General features: G+C 41.0%; 12 protein-coding genes and 1 tRNA gene. 8 read left to right on the top strand and 5 right to left on the bottom strand.

Translation table 11 applies throughout. The features are described from left to right. The first annotated feature begins 280 nt into the window (after positions 1-280). The gene (locus AACM45_RS15235) at positions 281-1,903 is read left to right on the top strand and encodes a T9SS type A sorting domain-containing protein (protein ID WP_339143770.1); all 1,623 of its coding nucleotides are present in this window, start codon (positions 281-283) and stop codon (positions 1,901-1,903) included. Between the two features lie 25 nt (positions 1,904-1,928). Here the strand turns inward: AACM45_RS15235 and AACM45_RS15230 are convergent, their stop codons facing one another. Next, positions 1,929-3,395: a glutamate synthase subunit beta gene (locus tag AACM45_RS15230; protein ID WP_339143769.1), complete on the bottom strand. Its 1,467-nt coding sequence runs from the start codon at positions 3,393-3,395 to the stop codon at positions 1,929-1,931. Positions 3,396-3,417: 22 nt separating this feature from the next. Beyond that, on the bottom strand, positions 3,418-7,923 hold the full coding sequence (gene gltB, locus AACM45_RS15225) for a glutamate synthase large subunit (protein WP_339143768.1): 4,506 nt from the start codon (positions 7,921-7,923) through the stop codon (positions 3,418-3,420). A gap of 92 nt (positions 7,924-8,015) precedes the next feature. Between gltB and AACM45_RS15220 the strand changes: the two genes are divergently transcribed. Continuing rightward, positions 8,016-8,207: a hypothetical protein gene (locus AACM45_RS15220; RefSeq protein WP_339143767.1), complete on the top strand. Its 192-nt coding sequence runs from the start codon at positions 8,016-8,018 to the stop codon at positions 8,205-8,207. Positions 8,208-8,226: 19 nt separating this feature from the next. Here AACM45_RS15220 and AACM45_RS15215 read toward each other — a convergent pair whose 3' ends face one another. Further along, positions 8,227-9,369 carry an acyl-CoA dehydrogenase gene (locus AACM45_RS15215; protein ID WP_339143765.1) on the bottom strand — a complete coding sequence of 381 codons (1,143 nt, stop codon included), beginning with the start codon at positions 9,367-9,369 and terminating at the stop codon, positions 8,227-8,229. A gap of 223 nt (positions 9,370-9,592) precedes the next feature. Here AACM45_RS15215 and nhaD point away from each other — a divergent pair, with 223 nt between their 5' ends. The 6 genes from nhaD to AACM45_RS15185 all read left to right on the top strand — a co-directional run bounded on the left by nhaD (position 9,593) and on the right by AACM45_RS15185 (position 14,335). Further along, positions 9,593-10,921, top strand: coding sequence for a sodium:proton antiporter NhaD (nhaD, locus tag AACM45_RS15210; protein WP_339143763.1), 1,329 nt, complete (start codon positions 9,593-9,595; stop codon positions 10,919-10,921). Between the two features lie 56 nt (positions 10,922-10,977). Continuing rightward, on the top strand, positions 10,978-11,670 hold the full coding sequence (locus AACM45_RS15205) for a MotA/TolQ/ExbB proton channel family protein (protein WP_339143761.1): 693 nt from the start codon (positions 10,978-10,980) through the stop codon (positions 11,668-11,670). 10 nt (positions 11,671-11,680) lie between these two features. Continuing rightward, positions 11,681-12,067: an ExbD/TolR family protein gene (locus tag AACM45_RS15200; RefSeq protein ID WP_339143760.1), complete on the top strand. Its 387-nt coding sequence runs from the start codon at positions 11,681-11,683 to the stop codon at positions 12,065-12,067. After that, positions 12,067-12,975, top strand: a complete 909-nt coding sequence (locus tag AACM45_RS15195) for an energy transducer TonB (RefSeq protein ID WP_339143758.1) — start codon at positions 12,067-12,069, stop codon at positions 12,973-12,975. The genes AACM45_RS15200 and AACM45_RS15195 overlap by 1 nt, the downstream gene beginning before the upstream one ends. Further along, positions 12,975-14,186: a bifunctional folylpolyglutamate synthase/dihydrofolate synthase gene (locus AACM45_RS15190; protein ID WP_339143756.1), complete on the top strand. Its 1,212-nt coding sequence runs from the start codon at positions 12,975-12,977 to the stop codon at positions 14,184-14,186. The genes AACM45_RS15195 and AACM45_RS15190 overlap by 1 nt, the downstream gene beginning before the upstream one ends. Before the next feature lie 74 nt (positions 14,187-14,260). Next, positions 14,261-14,335: transfer RNA gene (locus AACM45_RS15185), tRNA-Val, on the top strand. Between the two features lie 53 nt (positions 14,336-14,388). On the opposite strand, the gene AACM45_RS15180 is transcribed toward AACM45_RS15185, so the two are convergent. Next, positions 14,389-17,700, bottom strand: a complete 3,312-nt coding sequence (locus AACM45_RS15180) for a VCBS repeat-containing protein (RefSeq protein WP_339143754.1) — start codon at positions 17,698-17,700, stop codon at positions 14,389-14,391. Between the two features lie 124 nt (positions 17,701-17,824). Further along, complete coding sequence (locus AACM45_RS15175) at positions 17,825-19,594, bottom strand: RagB/SusD family nutrient uptake outer membrane protein (protein WP_339143752.1); 1,770 nt, start codon at positions 19,592-19,594, stop codon at positions 17,825-17,827.

The raw sequence follows: 19,594 nt of genomic DNA, 5'->3' as shown, positions 1-19,594 counted from the left end.
GCTAAATGTTAAAATATTTCAATATAATGGTAAGAAAAAGACTACATTTCATATATTCGCAAAGTCCTTAAGTCTCCTAAGCACGTTCCCCCTCCTATTTCTTGAACAATTGTAAAATATGAACGGATATTTTGCTATGGTCTATCTGTTTGATAATTCATAAAATTAGACTATGGTAAGAAAATTACACTTTACTTTTTTGTTTTTTTTGGTATTACATACTGCGCGCGCGCAGTCTTGTAATTGTGATGTTACTTTGACAGGGTTGAAACAAAATTCGTTGAACATCATTTTGGCATCCCAAGTTAATTATGCACCTGGTAATACTATCTGCATTCCGGCTGGTACCTATGCCGGTTTTAGGTTCTTCGATTTTGAGGGGACCGACACTGAGCCCGTAACTTTTACGAATTGTGGTGGAAAAGTTGAGATTGTAGAACAACAGTACACCGGAATCGCCTTTAAACGAAGTGAATTCATACGTATAACGGGTACTGGTGATCAAGCTTTTGAGTACGGTATACATATTAAGGAAGTTGCCAATGGAGGTTCTTCGGGTATAGGTATTGAAGATTTGAGCTCTGATTTTGAAATTGACCACATTGAAATCGAAAATACGGGTTTTGCAGGCATTATGGCCAAAACCGACCCTAGTTGTAGCAATCCCGATACTTGGCGTTCTAATGGGTATGTACTTAAAAATTTAGAGATACACAATAACTACATTCACCATACAGGGGCCGAGGGAATTTATATTGGTTATACCGGCGGTTACAAGATCAAGACCAACCGAAGTTGTAATGGCACCCCTATTTTTGGACATTGGCTTGAAAATGTCGATATCCATCACAACTTATTGGAACATATAGCTTGGGATGGTATACAGTTGAACCTGGTCAGGGAAAATGGGTGGATTAGGGACAATACCATTATTGATTACGGAACGGATAACAGATATGCCCAAGATTTTGCTATGAGTATCGGTGGCGGGATTTATAGCATATATAATAATTATATGGAAAATGGGCCAGCGAATTTAGGTCAGGGAATGCAGTTTATCAGTGCCGAAAGCGGAACCAAGATTTATAATAACGTATTGGTAAAACCTGATTTTCACGGAATCTTTATGCATAATAGGCACGAATTTGATGATGCTAACGAGGGATATTATGTGGTGAACAATACAATTGTTGAACCTGGGGATTCTGGGGTTTATTATAACACCGTTATTACACAAACCAATGACGCATCTTTAAAGTACAGTACACAAGAGAACGTACCCACTTATTTTGTAAACAACTTGATTGTTGACCCTGGTAATGATCACGCTTCGGGCAACACATGGAAAGGAGATCAAGAAAGTTATTTTGATTTTAATAAGAGGATTGAACGGGATAGCTCTTTAAGCAGGATTTACTCCAATATCATGACCCGTCAGATGGATACTTTGGGGCTTACGGCTACTGCGACCAATGACTTTAGTCCTGCAGATCCAAGTTCTGATTTGGTAGATGCGGGTTCAGACGTTTCCGCATGGGGAATCGTATCCGATATTACCAATTTGGCAAGACCCCAAGGAGGTGATTTTGATATAGGTGCCTATGAGTTGTTTAGCAGTACTCCATTATTAGCCGGTTTACCTGATGAAATCCAGTTATCAGATTTTGATAACGAATTAGAGGCATTTGTTTTTCCGAACCCTGCACATAGCAACATACAAGTTAAAAATGTAGTTGATTCTAAGGTAAATCTGAAATTGATTTCATTTGACGGGCGCACAGTATTGGATAAGACCTACAATTCAAATGAAACCATTCAAATAGAGGAATTTTCAAGTGGACTCTATTTTTTGAAAATAACTTCAAAAAACAAATCGGTAATCAAGAGATTGGTTATTAGATAAAGGGTCCGTTCCGTATGATTTCTGGTTAAATTCGCGGCAAATCACCTTCTCCTTTTAGGGGAAGGTTTGATTTACCCATTAAATAGGTGTCGATATGATATGCTGCTTGACGACCTTCAGAAATTGCCCATACGATCAATGACTGTCCACGACGCTGATCCCCCGCAACAAAAACACCGGGGATATTGGTCTTATAATTCGATTCTGAAGCTTTTATATTGGTTCTTTCATCGAACTCAAGTCCGAATTGATCGGCCAATGTTGTTTCCGAACCTGTAAAGCCTAAGGCCAATAGTGCGAGTTGACATTTCCATTCTTTCTCTGTGCCAGCAACTTCAGTCAACTTAGGGCGCTGTCCAGGCACGGGTTGCCATTTGACTTCTGACGTGATAAGTCCAGTAAGGTTGCCATTTTCATCACCAATAAACTTTTTTGTCGAGATGCTAAAAAAGCGTTCTGCACCTTCCTTGTGTGAAGAACTGGTGCGCAATCTCATGGGCCAAAATGGCCACGGTTGATCAACAGGGCGTTCGGTGCCCGCCATAGGCATAATTTCAAAATTAGAGACGGAATTGGCTCCATGACGAATGGATGTTCCAATACAATCGGAACCTGTATCGCCACCACCGATAACGATGACATCTTTATCGGTTGCCACTAGCTCTTCGCCTAAGTCTTTTACCCCATCAACACGGCGATTGTTCTGGGGTAAAAAATCCATAGCCTGTACTACGCCTTTTAAATCTGATCCCGGTATCGGAAGGGTTCTTTTTATCGTTGCCCCACCGCATAGTACCACTGCGTCAAATTCTTTTTTCAAATCATCGGCCTTGATATCCACACCTACGTGGACTCCTGTTTTGAAAATAATACCTTCTTCTTCTAAAATGGCCAACCTTCTGTCAATGACGTTCTTCTCCATTTTAAAATCAGGTATGCCATAGCGGAGCAATCCCCCTATTTTCTCATCACGTTCATAAACGGTCACCGTATGTCCTGCTCGGTTTAGTTGCTGTGCCGCTGCCAGACCTGCCGGCCCCGAACCAATAACGGCTACTTTTTTGTCGGTTCTTTTCGGCGGTGTATTCGCCGTTATCCATCCGTTTTTGAAAGCCGTTTCCACAATGTTCTTTTCGATGTTTTCAATCGATACTGGGTCTTCATTGATACCTAAAACACATGCTTCTTCACAGGGTGCAGGACATAAGCGACCGGTAAACTCGGGAAAGTTATTGGTGGAATGTAAAATTTTTGTTGCTTTTTCCCATTTACCTTGATAAACGGCATCGTTGAAATCAGGAATCAAATTGCCTAATGGGCATCCGCTATGGCAAAAGGGAATGCCACAATCCATACACCGTGCCCCCTGATTCCGTAATTCCGTTTGATTAAGGGGTTTTGTAAACTCATTATAATTTTTGACACGTTCTTTTGCAGGAGCATAAGACTCATCTTTACGCTTAAATTCCAAAAACCCGGTTGTCTTTCCCATGATTACTTTTTTAATTAAGTGCCTATTGTAATGCTAATTTTTCTTTTTCCAATCGAAGTAAGGCCTGTTTGTATTCTTCAGGTAGCACCTTTATGAACTTCGATAGGCATTGTTCCCAGTTCTCAAGAATGTGTTGTGCGAGAGGGCTAATGGTGGCGTTGTAATGATTCTCGATTAGCAATCTTAATTCCTCGATGTCGTTGTCTTCTTCTACGGCGAGTAAGTTCAATGATTCTGAATTGCATTTGTTCTTAAAGGTGTCATTCTTGTCGAAGATGTAGGCAATTCCACCACTCATTCCTGCCCCAAAGTTACGACCGACCTCGCCTAGAATAACCGCAACACCACCGGTCATATATTCACACCCATGGTCGCCTATACCCTCAACAACCGCTTTTGCCCCTGAATTTCTCACACAGAAACGCTCGCCCGCTTTACCGTTAATATAGGCTTCACCCGAAGTGGCACCGTAAAGTGTCACGTTACCGGTAATTACATTTTCTTCTGGTTTTAAGGTAGCCTTATCAGGGACTTTTATGATCAATTTTGCACCTGAAAGCCCTTTACCAAGATAATCGTTGGTGTTTCCATTGACGATCATAGTCAGTCCCTTAGTTGCAAATGCACCAAAGCTTTGCCCTGCCGAACCTGAAAAATTAAGGCGCAATGTGTTTTCAGGTAATCCATCTGCTCCATAAATTTTTGAGATTTCATTACTGATTATCGCTCCTATCGCCCTATCGGTATTATAAATAGGAAAATCCAAGGTTGTTTTCTCTTTTCGGAACAATGCTGGATGGGCTTTCGCGATGATATCGAATTCTATTGATTTTTCAATATTGTGAACTTGGGTTTCAGTGTTGTGGAATGCCGTGCCGTCAGGAACGTCTACTTGGTATAAAATAGGGCTAAGGTCAATACCGGCCGACTTGTAATGGTCTATCGCTTTTTTTCTGTCCAGCTTTTGCACTTGGCCTACCATTTTATCTACAGATCTAAAACCTAGTTTTGCCATAATCTCCCTTAATTCTTGAGCGACAAAATACATGTAGTTGACCACATGCTCTGGTTTGCCCTTGAATTTTTTACGTAGTTCAGGATTTTGGGTCGCAATACCAACGGGGCACGTATTCAGATGACATACCCGCATCATCACACAGCCTGAAGCGACTAGTGGTGCCGTTGCGAAACCGAATTCCTCTGCACCCAACAAGCAAGCTATGGCTACATCGCGCCCGGTTTTTAATTGGCCATCACATTCGAGTACGATACGATTTCTTAAATCATTTAACACCAGCGTTTGCTGGGCTTCAGCGATGCCCAGCTCCCATGGTAGACCGGCATGTTTTAACGAGGTCAATGGTGATGCCCCCGTTCCGCCATCAAAACCGGAAATCAAAACTACATCTGCCTTGGCCTTGGCGACACCGGCCGCCACAGTACCCACACCAACCTCGGACACCAATTTCACATTGATGCGGGCTTCCCTATTGGCAGACTTTAAATCAAATATCAGTTGGGACAGGTCTTCGATGGAGTAGATGTCATGATGTGGTGGTGGCGAAATTAAACCTACATAGGGTGTCGAATTTCGGGTTTGTGCAATATCAGGATTCACTTTTGGGCCGGGTAATTGACCACCTTCACCCGGTTTGGCGCCTTGGGCCATCTTTATCTGTATTTCTTGGGCATTGGTCAAATAATTGGAGGTCACCCCAAAACGGCCAGAGGCAACTTGTTTTATAGCACTGTTACGCCAGTCTCCCGATTGATTTTTATAAAAACGCTCGGCATTTTCACCACCTTCGCCAGAGTTGCTCTTACCCCCAATCCTGTTCATGGCAATTGCTAGGTTTTCATGCGCTTCTTTACTAATACTGCCGTATGACATTGCACCGGTTTTGAAACGCTTTACGATTTCGGTCCATGGTTCGACTTCTTCAAGTGGAATAGGGTCGTAATTGGAAAACTCGAACAGGCCCCTTATGGTCATTAAGCGCTTTGACTGTTCATTGACCAATTTTGAATATTCTTTATAGGTGCTAGGTTCATTGTTGCGAACGGCTTTTTGCAATTTGGCAATACTCAACGGATTGAACATATGTTTTTCACCATCGCGTCTCCAACGGTATTCGCCACCAATTTCCAATTCGAGATTTGCATCAATAACATCGCGGTTAAATGCTTTGCGGTGTCGTTTTGCGATTTCTTTTTCGATTTCATACAGCCCAATTCCCTCAATTCTTGTTGGGGTATTTGGAAAGTACGTATCGACCACTTTGGTGTTGATTCCTATACATTCGAATAATTGGGAACCCCTATAAGAATTCAATGTCGAGATACCAATTTTGTTCATGACCTTTAGAATGCCCTTGCCAACTGCCTTATTGTAGTTTTTAATGGCTTCGTCGAAAGTGTATTCGGTGATTTGATTCTCTTCTATTTGCTGACCTATGATCTCATTGACCAGATAGGGGTTGATCGCACTGGCCCCGAAACCGAACAATAAGGCGAAGTGATGTACCTCCCTAGGTTCTGCTGACTCAATAATGATGCTAAGCCTTGAACGTTTGCCCATTTTTCGAAGACCGCTGTTCACGTGGGAACATGCCAACAAAGCGGGAATCGCCGCCATTTCAGAGCTTACCATTCTATCAGAGAGAATAATGATGTTGGCACCGGAATCAACGGCATCGGAAGCTTGCTTTAAAATAGCTTGCAAAGCTTCTTCAAGGCCATTATGGCCTTTTGCGATTTCATACAGGGTTGAAATCGAAGTGACTTTATAATCCTTACTGACATCATAGTTTTTGATTTTATCCAAGTCCTCTTTGGAAATGACCGGATTTTGAATCTTTAATTTTCTACAATGAAGTTCATTAATGTCAAATATGTTGTGATCACTTCCCAGGGTTAAGCTGATATCCGTTATCAATTCTTCCCGAATACCATCCAAGGGCGGGTTGGTCACTTGTGCAAATAATTGTTTGAAGTAGTTGTAGATCAGTTGTGGACGTTCTGATAACACCGCTATTGGGGTGTCAGAACCCATTGACCCAATCGGTTCTTTACCATTTTGTGCCATGGGCATGATAATGGTATTGATGTCTTCTTGGGTGTATCCAAATGCAGCACGTCTTGTAGCCAAAGGAAACTCACCGAAGAATACTGGGCAATCATTATATGGAATATCTTTTAAATGGACTAGATTATTTTTGAGCCATTTTTGATAGGGATGTTTTTTGGCGATGGTTTCCTTTACTTCCTCATCATTGACAATTCGCCCCTCTTCCATATTGACCAAGAACATTTTTCCTGGTTCAAGACGGCCGTGATATTCGATGTCTTCAGGTTGTAGGTCCACTACACCCGTTTCAGATGACATGATAACATATCCTTGCTTAGTCACCGAATAGCGTGAAGGCCTCAAGCCATTTCTGTCTAATACGGCCCCAATATAATTGCCATCGGTGAATGGGATTGATGCGGGACCATCCCAAGGTTCCATTAAGCATGAATTGTATTCATAAAAGGCCCTTTTGCTCTTCGACATCTCCGTATTCTTCTCCCACGCTTCTGGTACGAGCATCATCATTACTTCCGGTAATGAACGGCCGGTCATAAGCAACAGTTCGACAACCATATCCATACTGGCCGAATCCGATTTACCGGGTAGGACGGTCGGTAAGATATTCTTTATCTCTTTACCGAACCAATCACTCTGCAGCAATTCTTCCCTTGAACGCATACGGGCAACATTGCCCCGAAGGGTGTTGATTTCACCATTGTGGCACATATATCGAAACGGTTGTGCCAAATCCCATGTAGGAAAGGTATTGGTGGAAAACCGTTGGTGGACCAACGCCAATCTTGTAATTACCCTAGGGTCTAATAGATCTTCATAATAACGGCTAATATCAACGGGAACAAGCAGCCCTTTAAATATGATGATTTTCTGCGATAAACTCGGTATATAAAAAAACTGACTTTGCGAAAGCTTTGAGGTATTGATGGTATGCTCTGTTACCTTTCGTGCAATGAACAACTTCAAGTTAAATTGAAAAAAATCCTTCTCGCCATCAGGTGCTATAAAAACCTGCTTGACAAAAGGTTCCGTTTCCGCCGCTATTCGACCGGGTACGGCTTTGTTGACCGGTACATCCCTCCAGCCTAAAAGTCGCAATCCTTGTTTTTTGATGTTCCCTTCAAAAGTATTGATACAGAATTGTCGTTGATTTTCTTTTTGGGGCAGAAAAACATTGCCAACAGCATAATTTCCAGCTTCTGGTAATTCAAAACTACAAACACTTTTGAAAAAGTCGTGGGGGATATCTATTAGTATTCCAGCGCCATCACCGGTCTTTCCATCTGCACTTACGGCACCTCGGTGCTCTAATTTGTCTAAAATTTCAAGTGCCTTATGAATGATGTCATTTGATTTTTTTCCTTGAAGGCTGCAAATAAACCCTGCACCACAATTGTCATGTTCGAACTCTGGAAGGTATAGTCCTTGTTTTTCTGGCTTCATTGTTATGGTATTTCTTCAAAAATATCATAATCAATGAATAATAATCATGATTTTAAAACAAACACCATAAAAAAACCAACAACCATGGGTAAATGTTAAATAATATCCATAATGGAAAAATAACCATGCCTAAATTAGGATGTTCGCAATTTAAAGGGAAAAATACCGATGGGATTGCTTTTGAAAAAGGGTTTTCAGGAAAATGTACCCTCCAAAATGGAAATTACCATGTCAAAATGGTGTCCGCCTCAAAAAGAATTAGAATAATTCGATACACCCCCTAGAATTTAGGGGGTTTAAAAATTATCCTTTTAAGATACTTCTAGAGATAACGATTTTCTGAATCTCAGACGTACCTTCATAAATTTGGGTGATTTTGGCATCACGCATTAATCGTTCTACATGATATTCTTTGACAAAACCATTTCCACCATGTATTTGAACTGCTTCCGTAGCGACTTCCATTGCGGTCTCTGCGGCATATAATTTGGCCATTGCGCCTGATAGGTCATAGTTGTTGCCATTATCCTTATCCCAAGCTGCTTTGTAAACTAGGTGCCTCGCTGCTTGAATCTTGGTATGCATGTCGGCCAACTTAAAGGCCACCGATTGATGGTTTGCGATTTCAGTACCAAATGCTTTACGCTCTTTTGAATACTTCAAGGCCAGCTCATATGCACCGGCCGCAATGCCCAAGGCTTGGGCTGCAATACCTATTCGGCCACCAGCCAGGGTTTTCATTGCAAACTTAAATCCGAAACCATCCTCACCGATTCTATTTTCCTTGGGTACTTTGACATCATTGAAAATCAAGGAATGTGTATCGCTGCTTCGAATACCCATCTTATTCTCCTTAGGTCCTATTTCAAAACCCTCCATACCTTTTTCTACGATAACGGCGTTGATTCCCTTATGCCCTTTTTCTATATCGGTTTGAGCGATGACCAAGTAAACTTCAGCCGAATTTCCGTTTGTAATCCAGTTTTTAGTACCATTTAAGATATAATGGTCTCCTTTATCCAATGCAGTTGTTTTTTGAGAGGTTGCATCGCTACCTGCTTCGGGTTCTGATAAGCAAAAAGCACCGATGATCTCACCTGTTGCCAATTTGGTCAGATATTTTTCCTTTTGGGCTTCCGAACCGAACGCCTCCAACCCCCAGCATACCAAAGAGTTGTTCACTGAAACTATTACTGAAGAGGATGCATCGATTTTTGAGAGTTCTTCCATGACCAACACATATGAGAGCGTATCTAAACCGCTTCCACCATATTTTGAATCCACCATCATACCCAAAAATCCCAATTCGGCCATTTTTTTAACCTGTTCGGTCGGGAATTGTTGGGCGTCATCACGTTCAATTATTCCGGCTAATAATTCATTTTGTGCAAAGTCCCTAGCCGCTTGTTGGACCATTAATTGCTCTTCTGTAAGGGTGAAATCCATAATATTGAGGAAAAAGTAAAAAATCTATACAAAGATAAGGTTTAGATAGGGAATTCATAATAATAATGGATGAAATGCGAGAATTGTTGAATACATAAAAAAGTTGCTGGCTGATTGGGAGTTCGTTTTTTCAATCCTTATATTTAACTTATCTTGAACTACCGATTTAACGAAGTCAAGATTTTAAACTGACTACAAATATTTCTTCTAAACCAACTGAATAATGGAAACTATAGTAATTATTGTCTTTTTGGCTGGATATTTGGCCATAACCTTAGAGCACAATCTAAAAATAGATAAGCTTATTCCAGCCTTGGCCATGATGGCTATTTTGTGGGCAATTATTGCCTTGACCCATATGGATGTTTTTGAGGTCAATGCGGAATTGAAAAAGTTGGAACCCACCCACATCGAGGAAATACTATTGCATCATTTGGGTAAGACCGCTGAAATATTGGTCTTTCTGTTGGGTGCAATGACGATTGTAGAGATCATTGATTACTTTGATGGGTTTGCAACGATTAAAGGTTATATAAAAACCAGGAGCAAACGTCGACTACTTTGGATCTTTTCCATTTTAGCATTCATCCTTTCTGCGATTATCGATAACCTGACCGCCACTATTGTATTGATTACCATATTACAAAAGGTAATCAAAGATCGTGAAACACGACTTTGGTTTGCGGGTCTGATTATTATCAATGCCAATGCGGGGGGTGCCTGGTCGCCAATTGGTGATGTCACTACCACGATGCTTTGGATAGCCGGAAAGGTCGAGGCCGGATCTTTGGTATTGCGGGTTTTGGTACCTTCAATAGCCTGTATGGTGGTGCCAACGATCATTGCAAGTAGATTTAAGGTTTTTAGTGGTGATGTGGATATTGATACAAATACGGAAGGTTCAAAATCAAAATATGGGCCTACCATGCTTTACTTGGGCCTAGGGGCCATTGTTTTTGTTCCTTTTTTCAAAACGATTACACACTTACCACCTTATGTGGGCATGATGCTTTCTTTGGCCATAGTAGCTACTTTTGCAGAAATCTATAGTAACGCCAAGTTTAACATTAGTTCTGCAATCGATGAAGACCATCACGAGTCTTCACACCATAGCCCCGTTCATTCGGCCTTGACCAAAATTGAGCTCCCCAGCATCCTATTTTTCTTAGGGATCTTGCTGGCCGTTGCCGCCCTTGAGTCATTGGGGTTATTGTTCAACTATGCCGAAAGCTTGAACCAAGCCATACCGCAGACCGATATTGTGGTCATGTTATTGGGTATAGGTTCTGCGGTAATCGACAACGTTCCATTGGTGGCCGCAAGTATCGGTATGTTTTCTGAAGGTGGGGATAATCCCCTTTGGCATTTTATCGCCTATTCGGCCGGTACGGGGGGTAGTATGTTGATTATTGGTTCTGCTGCAGGTGTGGTTGCCATGGGTATGGAGAAAATTGATTTTTTCTGGTATTTGAAGAAAATCGCTTGGCTGGCATTTATAGGTTTTGTAGCTGGCGCATTGGTATTTATTGCAATGCGCGATTTTGTACTTTAAACATAATTTTATGCAGAATTCCCCGTTATAAGGTCAATTAAAATTGGGGACAACTTATGATATTATTCCAAGACCAGGCGTCTGATGAGAATTTAACAGATGCTATCTCAGAAGAAAAGACACTATCCGTAATTGATTTGATCTTAAATGGAGGTGCGGCCAGTACTATTATTGTTATCGTGCTTTTTGTACTTCTCTTTGTGGCACTCTATATCTATTTCGAAAGAACCTTTGCTATCAGTGCGGCTTCAAAAATCGATAAGAATTTTATGAATCAAATTCGTGACCATGTCATGAATGGTAAATTAGAAGCGGCCAAACTGCTATGTGCGCAAACAGATTCACCGGTAGCGAGATTGACCGAAAAAGGTGTCTCTAGAATCGGGAAGCCTTTGGATGATATCAATACTGCCATTGAAAACGCGGGTACCTTAGAGGTATACAAACTGGAAAAGAATGTCAATATCTTGGCAACCGTAGCTGGTGCTGCTCCCATGATAGGTTTTCTAGGGACTGTAATCGGTATGATTTTAGCCTTTCATCAAATGGCCAGTAGTGGTGGTCAAGCTGAAATGGGGTCACTGGCCTCAGGTATTTACACTGCGATGACCACGACCGTAGCCGGTTTGATTGTTGGTATTATTGCTTATATCGGTTACAATCATTTGGTAAACAGAACGGATAAGGTAGTCCATAAAATGGAGGCTAACGCGGTGGAATTTTTAGATTTGTTGAACGAGCCTATATAGACTGACTAGAATGAAATTGAAAGGAAGAAATAAGGTTAGTCCTGATTTTAGCATGTCTTCGATGACGGATATTGTTTTTCTGCTGTTGGTCTTTTTTATGTTGACGGCTAATGCACCTAATGCATTGGATTTGTTACTGCCTAAGGCGAAAGGGAAATCAACGAATACACAAAACGTTTCGGTCACGATTGATAAAAACTTAAAATACTACGTTAATAATGAACAGATTAACGGAGAATACATTGAAATTGAACTAAAAAAAGCACTTGAAGGTCAAGAAAAACCAACTATAATACTGAGGGCGGAAGAAAGCGTTGCCATTAAAGAAGCGGTCAATGTTATGGATATCGCCAATCGAAATAATTATAAGGTAATTTTGGCCGTGCGACCGAAATAATGTCGTTTTTAGATACGAGACACAAGAAAAAATCCTTCACACTAACAACAGTCTTGTTGAGTGTACTTCTGTTATTACTTTTTTACATTGGCTTGACCTATTTAGATCCTCCAGAAGAAAATGGTATTGCCGTTAATTTTGGTACTATGGACTTTGGCAGTGGAAATCAACAGCCCAAGAAAAAAATAAGGTCAGAACCTTTGGATATTCCGAAACCTCCGGTTGAACCGGAAAAAGTTCAAGAAAAAGTTGAAGAAGTGAGCGAAGCTATTAAGGAGCAACAAGTCACAGAAGAAGAATTACCTACTGAAAAAGTACTTACCCAAGAAAGTGAGGAATCCATTCGTATAAAACAACAAAAGGAGGCTCGACGAAAAGCGGAAGCGGTGGCAAAAAAAGCTGAAGCTGAAGCAGCACAAAGAGCACGTGAAAAACGGGAGGCCGAAGAAAGGCTAAGGCAAGAGCAAGAGGCTAAAAAGAAAAAGTTGGATGCGCTAATGGGGGGCATAGGTAAATCTGATGGGGAAGACTCTGGTAGTGAGGGTGATGACATCAGACAGGGTGATAAAGGAAGGCCCGATGGAAACCCGTATGCCACTAGTTACTATGGAGCCCCAGGCAGTGGGGCCGGTACAGGGGGGTATGGATTGAATGGAAGATCATTGGTCAGTAAAGGTAAGGTACAACAAGAATGCAATGAAGATGGTAGGGTAGTGGTACGAATAGTGGTGGATAGAAATGGAAAGGTAATCAAAGCGGTGCCTGGAGTGAAAGGCACGACCAATAACGCGCCTTGTTTACTTGAACCCGCCAGAAAAACGGCGTTTATGCACAAATGGAACCTAGATTCCAATGCGCCCTCACAACAGACTGGTTTTGTAGTGGTGAACTTCAAATTGGGGCAGTAGTGAACTATCAAAAAACTGTGGAATGGATGTTTGCCCAACTTCCAATGTATCAGCAGAAAGGCGCTTCTGCCTTAAATAATAAGCTTGATAACATTAAAGATTTCGCAAGGTATCTAGACCATCCCGAAAAGAAGTTTAAAAGTATACACGTCGCTGGAACCAATGGTAAAGGTTCTAGTTGCCATATGTTGGCATCCGTATTACAGGAAGCAGGTTATAATGTCGGGCTCTACACCTCACCCCATTTGAGAGATTTTAGGGAGCGTATTAAGATTAACGGAAAAAAAATCAAAAAGAAAGCCGTCACCTCGTTTGTTGGAAACCATATGGGTTTTCTCGAATACCATCACCTTTCTTTTTTTGAAATGACTGTTGGTATGGCATTTGACCACTTTGCCAAAATGGAAGTAGATATTGCAATAATTGAGGTCGGGCTTGGGGGAAGATTGGATTCTACGAATATTATCACCCCAGAAGTTTCATTGATAACCAATATTGGGTACGACCATATGCAAATGCTCGGTAATACCTTGGAAAAAATTGCGATGGAAAAAGCTGGAATTATTAAAAGGGGAGTCCCAGTAGTTATCAGTGAGCGACAATCAGAAACTGAGATGATATTCAAGCTGTTGGCACATCAAAAAAAGTCTAAAATTGTTTTTGCGGATGATTTTGAACACAATGTCTACAAAACCGATTTGATCGGTAATTATCAAAAGAAAAATATTAAAGGTGTGCTAGGTTGTTTAAAGGAGCTTAAAGAGTTTGATATATCAGAAAAATCATTGAAAAAAGGCCTTAAGAATATTGTGGGTAATACAGGTTTGTTAGGAAGATGGCAGGTATTGGCAACAAAACCCCTCACCATATGTGATACCGCCCATAACAAGGAGGGGCTAACTTTGGTTTTAGATCAGTTGTCAAAAAAGAGGTATGCCAAATTACATATGGTGCTAGGTTTTGTAAACGACAAAGATTTAGGGAAGTTATTGCCGCTGTTCCCTGAGAATGCGAAATATTATTTTGTGAAACCTAATGTTCCCCGTGGCTTTGATGCGAAAAAGCTACAGGTGTTGGCAGCAAATTACGGTTTAAAAGGAACCATACATAATACAGTAAAAAGAGGGTTTAAAAAGGCAAAACATGCTGCAAAAAAGGAAGACCTTATCTACGTGGGCGGTAGTACTTTTGTTGTTGCTGAGGTAGTTTAATTTTTCTGGTATTTATTTGTGGGTAACGAAAAAATGATGCTATATTTGCACTCCTCATTTAAGATGAGGAATTAGGGCGCTTAGCTCAGTTGGTTCAGAGCACCTCGTTTACACCGAGGGGGTCGGGGGTTCGAATCCCTCAGCGCCCACAAAAAAAGCCGATGTAATTACATCGGCTTTTTTATTTTTAGGCTTTTTGAAATTAATTCACTTGAATGAATTGCAGGTAATCTGAGTTTTTGGCGGCAATCAAGTAATCGCTTCCCTGAATTTTGATTTTCACCATGTCTTTAACGTCCCCTGGTACATAAAGGCCGCTTTCCATTGCGGTAATCGGTTCAAAACCACCTTTTCCATCACCTTTTAAAAACAGTCCATTACTGGCGTCATTTCTAGGGGTCTCTACCTCCGAGCTATACAAGTTGCCTACAACAAGGGCATCGAGATTACCATCTTCATCATAATCGTTCACAAGAATCTGGTTTATGGATGATAGCTGGGCCAATGTCGGCAGCTTATGAAAAATATACTTTCCATTCTTATTTTCTAGGTACACACTTGCAAATGATTTTATTTGATAGTGTAACGACTCATTCAATTCTTTTTCTGTATAAACATCCTCTAAGGTCGCCGTTGAAAATGATTCATAGTTTTTGAATTTTTTCTTGATGGCCGGCATTTGCTGTGAGGTGCATTCGCGGCCACGTACTGGGAATTTTTCACCTTCATTGTAATAACTCAAAACAATATCATTTGTGCTATTATTGTCAAAATCATTGAAGTAAATATCGAAGGTTTCGTCTTCGTTTGCCTTATACTTGTAATTAAGCCCAAGATTACCAACGATATAGTCCATATCGCCATCGTTATCAAAATCCCCCTCATTAACACCGAACCACCAACCACGGGAATCTTCAACACCTAAAATTGACGAAACATCTTTGAAATACCCTTCGTCATTTTTGAGGACCGTTATGGGCATCCATTCACCTATAAGGATTAAATCGGTCCATCCATCTTGATCGTAATCCGTCCAAAGGCCATCGGTTACCATGCCAAGGTTCGAAAGAACAGGAGCTATCTTTTGTGTGGCATCCACAAATTGCACCTTACTTTCCGTACTTCTATTTTCCAATATATAGCTATTGGCCGGTGATGGATAGTTTCCTGGAATCAATCTACCCCCGATGAACAGGTCTAAATCACCATCTTTATCAAAGTCGTGACTACTTACCCGTGATGAGCTGGTAATCATTTTGGGTAAAGCCGTGGTTGATTTTGAGAAGTTGCCCTTGCCATCATTCAGGTATAACCTATCTTGAAGTTCCTTGGCATCCGGCGCAAACTCATTGCCACCGCTAGCAATATAAATATCATTATCCCCATCACCTTCGGCATCAAAGATATGTATGCCCATATCTTCAGAAATAAGGTCCTCACTGAAGACACTAATATCAGTTTGAACAAAGCCTGACGCCTTTTGTAAGTAAATCGAGGTAGGATGGTGTGAAGAACCGCCAACAACGATATCATCGGTACCATTATTATCTAAGTCACCAACTGCTACATTTGGCCCAAACATAGAGGTGCTATGGGGAAGCAAGATTTCTTTGTAAAAATCATCATAACGATTTTCTTTATGTAAGTGTTCCACTATACGATTTTTACTTTTTTCAGTTTGAAAGAGCTTTTTTGGTATTTTAGGCTTAACGAGGTCTATTGCCCCTGCATTTTGATAGTTGACCAGTAGTTCTTGATTTGTATCAGGAGCGACTATTAATTCTTGTTTTCCATCAGGCCATACCACACTAATGGAATCAACGGTCTTTGTCTGTCCAAGACCAAAATGGACTTTTGGTGCAACCGATGATTGAAAGCCCCTAGTCATTGTGAGTTCTTGGTACTGCGTTGACCCATTTGAAAATAAGGTTGTTTTTACACCGATTCCAAATGGATTCTTTTGGGTTCCTTTGAACTTCAATGTGATGGAATTATTCTTTGAAGAACTTTTGTTTTCGAAAATACTTGCAACATCGTCAATATTATTGGTTACAATTTCAAGGTCACCATCATTATCAAGATCCACATAAACACTACCGTTAGAAAAGCCTTTGAATTCAATACCCCACTCTTTATTTTTTTTGCTAAAGGTCAAATCCCCATTATTTTTGAAGGCATAGTTGTCAATTTTCTCAGAGGGAATGGCCAAGGTTTTTTGAAGGGTACTATCCTTTGGTAATCCTTTTTTCTCGATTTCCTTAAAAAAATCCCTGTTATTGATTTCACGCCGGGTTCCATTCGAGATAAAAATATCTTTCCAACCGTCATTGTCCAAATCAGCGATTAGGGGGCCCCAGCTCCAGTCTGTTGATGAAACGCCAGCTATTCTCGATACGTTACTAAAATCGGGAATGGAGTCTAATAGGTTGCCGTTATTCATCTGAAGACTGTTCTGCATGTATTGATAATGAAACCCATAATTGACGGTACTCCAGAACAAATCAGGATTCATACTGGCCATATTGGCTTTTGCCCTTCTATTGACTTGAGAGGTCATGTCTACTTGAAGAATATCTAAAAATCTATCATTGTTAAAATCGGCAATGTCGACGCCCATACCATAAAATGAGGTGTTTTTCGTGGCAGAACGTACTTGTTCAGAGAATGTTCCGTCTTGGTTGTTGATAAACATATAATCTGGTGTGCTAAAATCATTGGAGACATATAAATCGGGCCAACCATCTTGATTTAGATCACCTACGGTGGCGCTAAGCGAAAGACCAAAGGTTTTCAAGCCGGCCTCTTCGGTAACCTCGGTAAAGGTGTCACCATCATTTCTGAAAAGACGGTCAGATTCCAATGGTTTCTGGGATTTTTGTTTGAACGCATAAAAATAGTTTGGTGCGTTAAAGGGAGTAGGAGGGTAATTGGCGATATACAGGTCTAGATCCCCATCACGGTCATAATCAAAGAATGTCGATTGTACACTGTTGCTTACATCGGCAATACCATAATCGTCGGCCATTTCAGTGAAGGTATTATCGCCGTTATTGATAAAAAGTTGGTTCTCTTTGGGGCCAAATTTTCCTCCCACGGAACAATAAATATCCAGATAGCCATCATTGTTCACGTCACTCATCGTGGTGCCTGTGTACCAACGCGAATCACCAGATACGCCAGCCTTGGCCGAAATGTCCTCAAATTGTAGATTGCCCTTGTTCAGATAGAGCTTGTTGGGTACCATATTGCCTGTAAAATATAAATCGGTAAGGCCGTCATTGTTGATATCACCGGCAGATATTCCGCCACCCATATAAATGTAGGCATAGGTGAAATAATTCAACGAATCGTTTTCGCGTAAGGTATTTGAAAAATCAATGTTCGTTTGGTCTATAGCGAGTCTGTTGAAAATGGTCTGGGAAACCTGTTCTTTATTGTCGCTTTCATCAGCGCAGCTCGTTAGAAATATACATCCAAAAATGAACAGTAGGCTTAAAAAAAATCTAGAGATCATAACAATTTTTTTCGGGTTACTAATTTAAACAGACCATGGGGATAAACAAAAAACAGGGCATTTATATAAATGCCCTGTCCGTTGCAGCTAAACTTAAACTAATAAAACTCAACTAAACTTAAATTTAATAACCGGGATTTTGTGTTAAAGTACCACCACTTAAACCTAAAGCATCAAGAGGAATTGGACACAAATCTTGTCTGGTGTCATAAGGATTAACGGATGCTCCAAAAGGAGGTATTGCCCTACCTTCGTTAGAGTAGTATTCGGTTAATACTTGAGAAGACACACCCCAACGTCTTAAATCGAAAAGGCGATGTCCTTCCATACCCAATTCCACACGTCGCTCAAAACGAACCGCATCCCTAGCAAAATTGGCATCTGGGAAAGAACTATACTCTCCCACTTGATAATTCGCTGCAGGGCCACTACCATCTATGGCTTGAACTACTGGGGTGTTTGAAGCTCTTGCACGGACTTGGTTTACATAATTTAAAGCAGTAGCAAGGTCACCTGTTTCAACGGCAGCTTCAGCAGCCATTAACAACACATCTGCATAGCGGATAATATTGTAGTTGACACCGGAATGTTGTTGACCCCACGCTCCGGTTCCTTGACTTGTACCTAATTCATTTGCTTGATACACATTTTTCTTTGGTAAATAAGGACCCGAAAAATCTGCAAAAGTCGCTCTTATCCAATCAGCACCTATATTCTCTCCGAAACCGTTGTAATCAATTCCCCTTCTTCCGACGGTATAATCGATTCTTGGATCTACCGGAGTGGTAGTGTCAGGTGTGAAGGCTGCATCTGAGGGAATACCATAATCACTGGAAAAATCAGAATCATTAAATGTATCGAAAAGAGGCAAGCCGTTAGCGTCTACTTGAAAAGCATTTGCTAAGTCTTGGGTTGGTTGGTAGAATCCGCAGCACGTTCCATTATCACCTATTGGGGGTCCGCCTGGGAAATTTAATGTACCACCTCTGTTTCCATTGAAAGATTGTCCTCCATCTGCGGCAAATTGAATGGCAAATACGGATTCAGCCCCATTTTCACCTGCAGCGGTGAAATTGTCCAAGTAATTTGGGTTAAGTGCAAATTCTCCACTATTGATTACAGCAGTCAATTCAGTAAGCGCATTTGCCCAATCGGATTGATATAAATGGGCTTTGCCTAAATAAGCTCTCGCAACAATAGCGGTTGGCCTTCCTGCTTCTGGTTGATCTGCTCTAGTCGCAGGAAGGTTTTCTACGGCAAATTGAAAATCAGCCTCTACTTGAGCCCAAGCAGGACTATCGCCTATAGCACTTACAGGACTGCCTTCGACATTGGGCTGATTGAATTCTTGCGCATCATAGTTTTCAACACTGACAATAGCCACATTTCCAAAGATTTTGATTAAGGAAAAATAAAAGTGTGCCCTTAAGAATCTAGCTTCTGCGGCTTGATTGCTTATAGCTTCGGCTTCACTCGGTTGAAGTGTAGTAAGGTCGATACCGTTTATTACTGAAAGGACTGCGTTTGCTCGATTTACCCCGGCATACAATGAAGTAAATTTTGCCCTGAAATAACCGTTGCTGGTTTGCCAGTCATTTTCTTCCACTAATTCTAGGTCACCTTGGTCACTATCGGTACTACCCTTATGGGCATCATCGGCGATAACGTCAAACCACCAGTTATCACCACTTACAGCGAATTGGTTACCTTGAATACTATTTCGCCACCCGTCAAGAAGGGAATATGTGGCTGTTAATAAAAGGTCTACCCCCTGTGGATTTACCAAATTTTCTGGGCTCAATGCCCCAACCGCAGGGGTTTCGGCAAACTCATCACCACATGAGATGACAAATCCCATTAAAATTAAACTTAAGCAAATTAATTTCTTTTTCAT

Origin of the sequence: Croceitalea sp. MTPC5 (assembly GCF_036985505.1) — a bacterium.
Taxonomy (GTDB): domain Bacteria; phylum Bacteroidota; class Bacteroidia; order Flavobacteriales; family Flavobacteriaceae; genus Croceitalea.
Note: the sequence above shows the minus strand (reverse complement) of the source record. Positions and strands in the feature narration are given on the sequence as shown.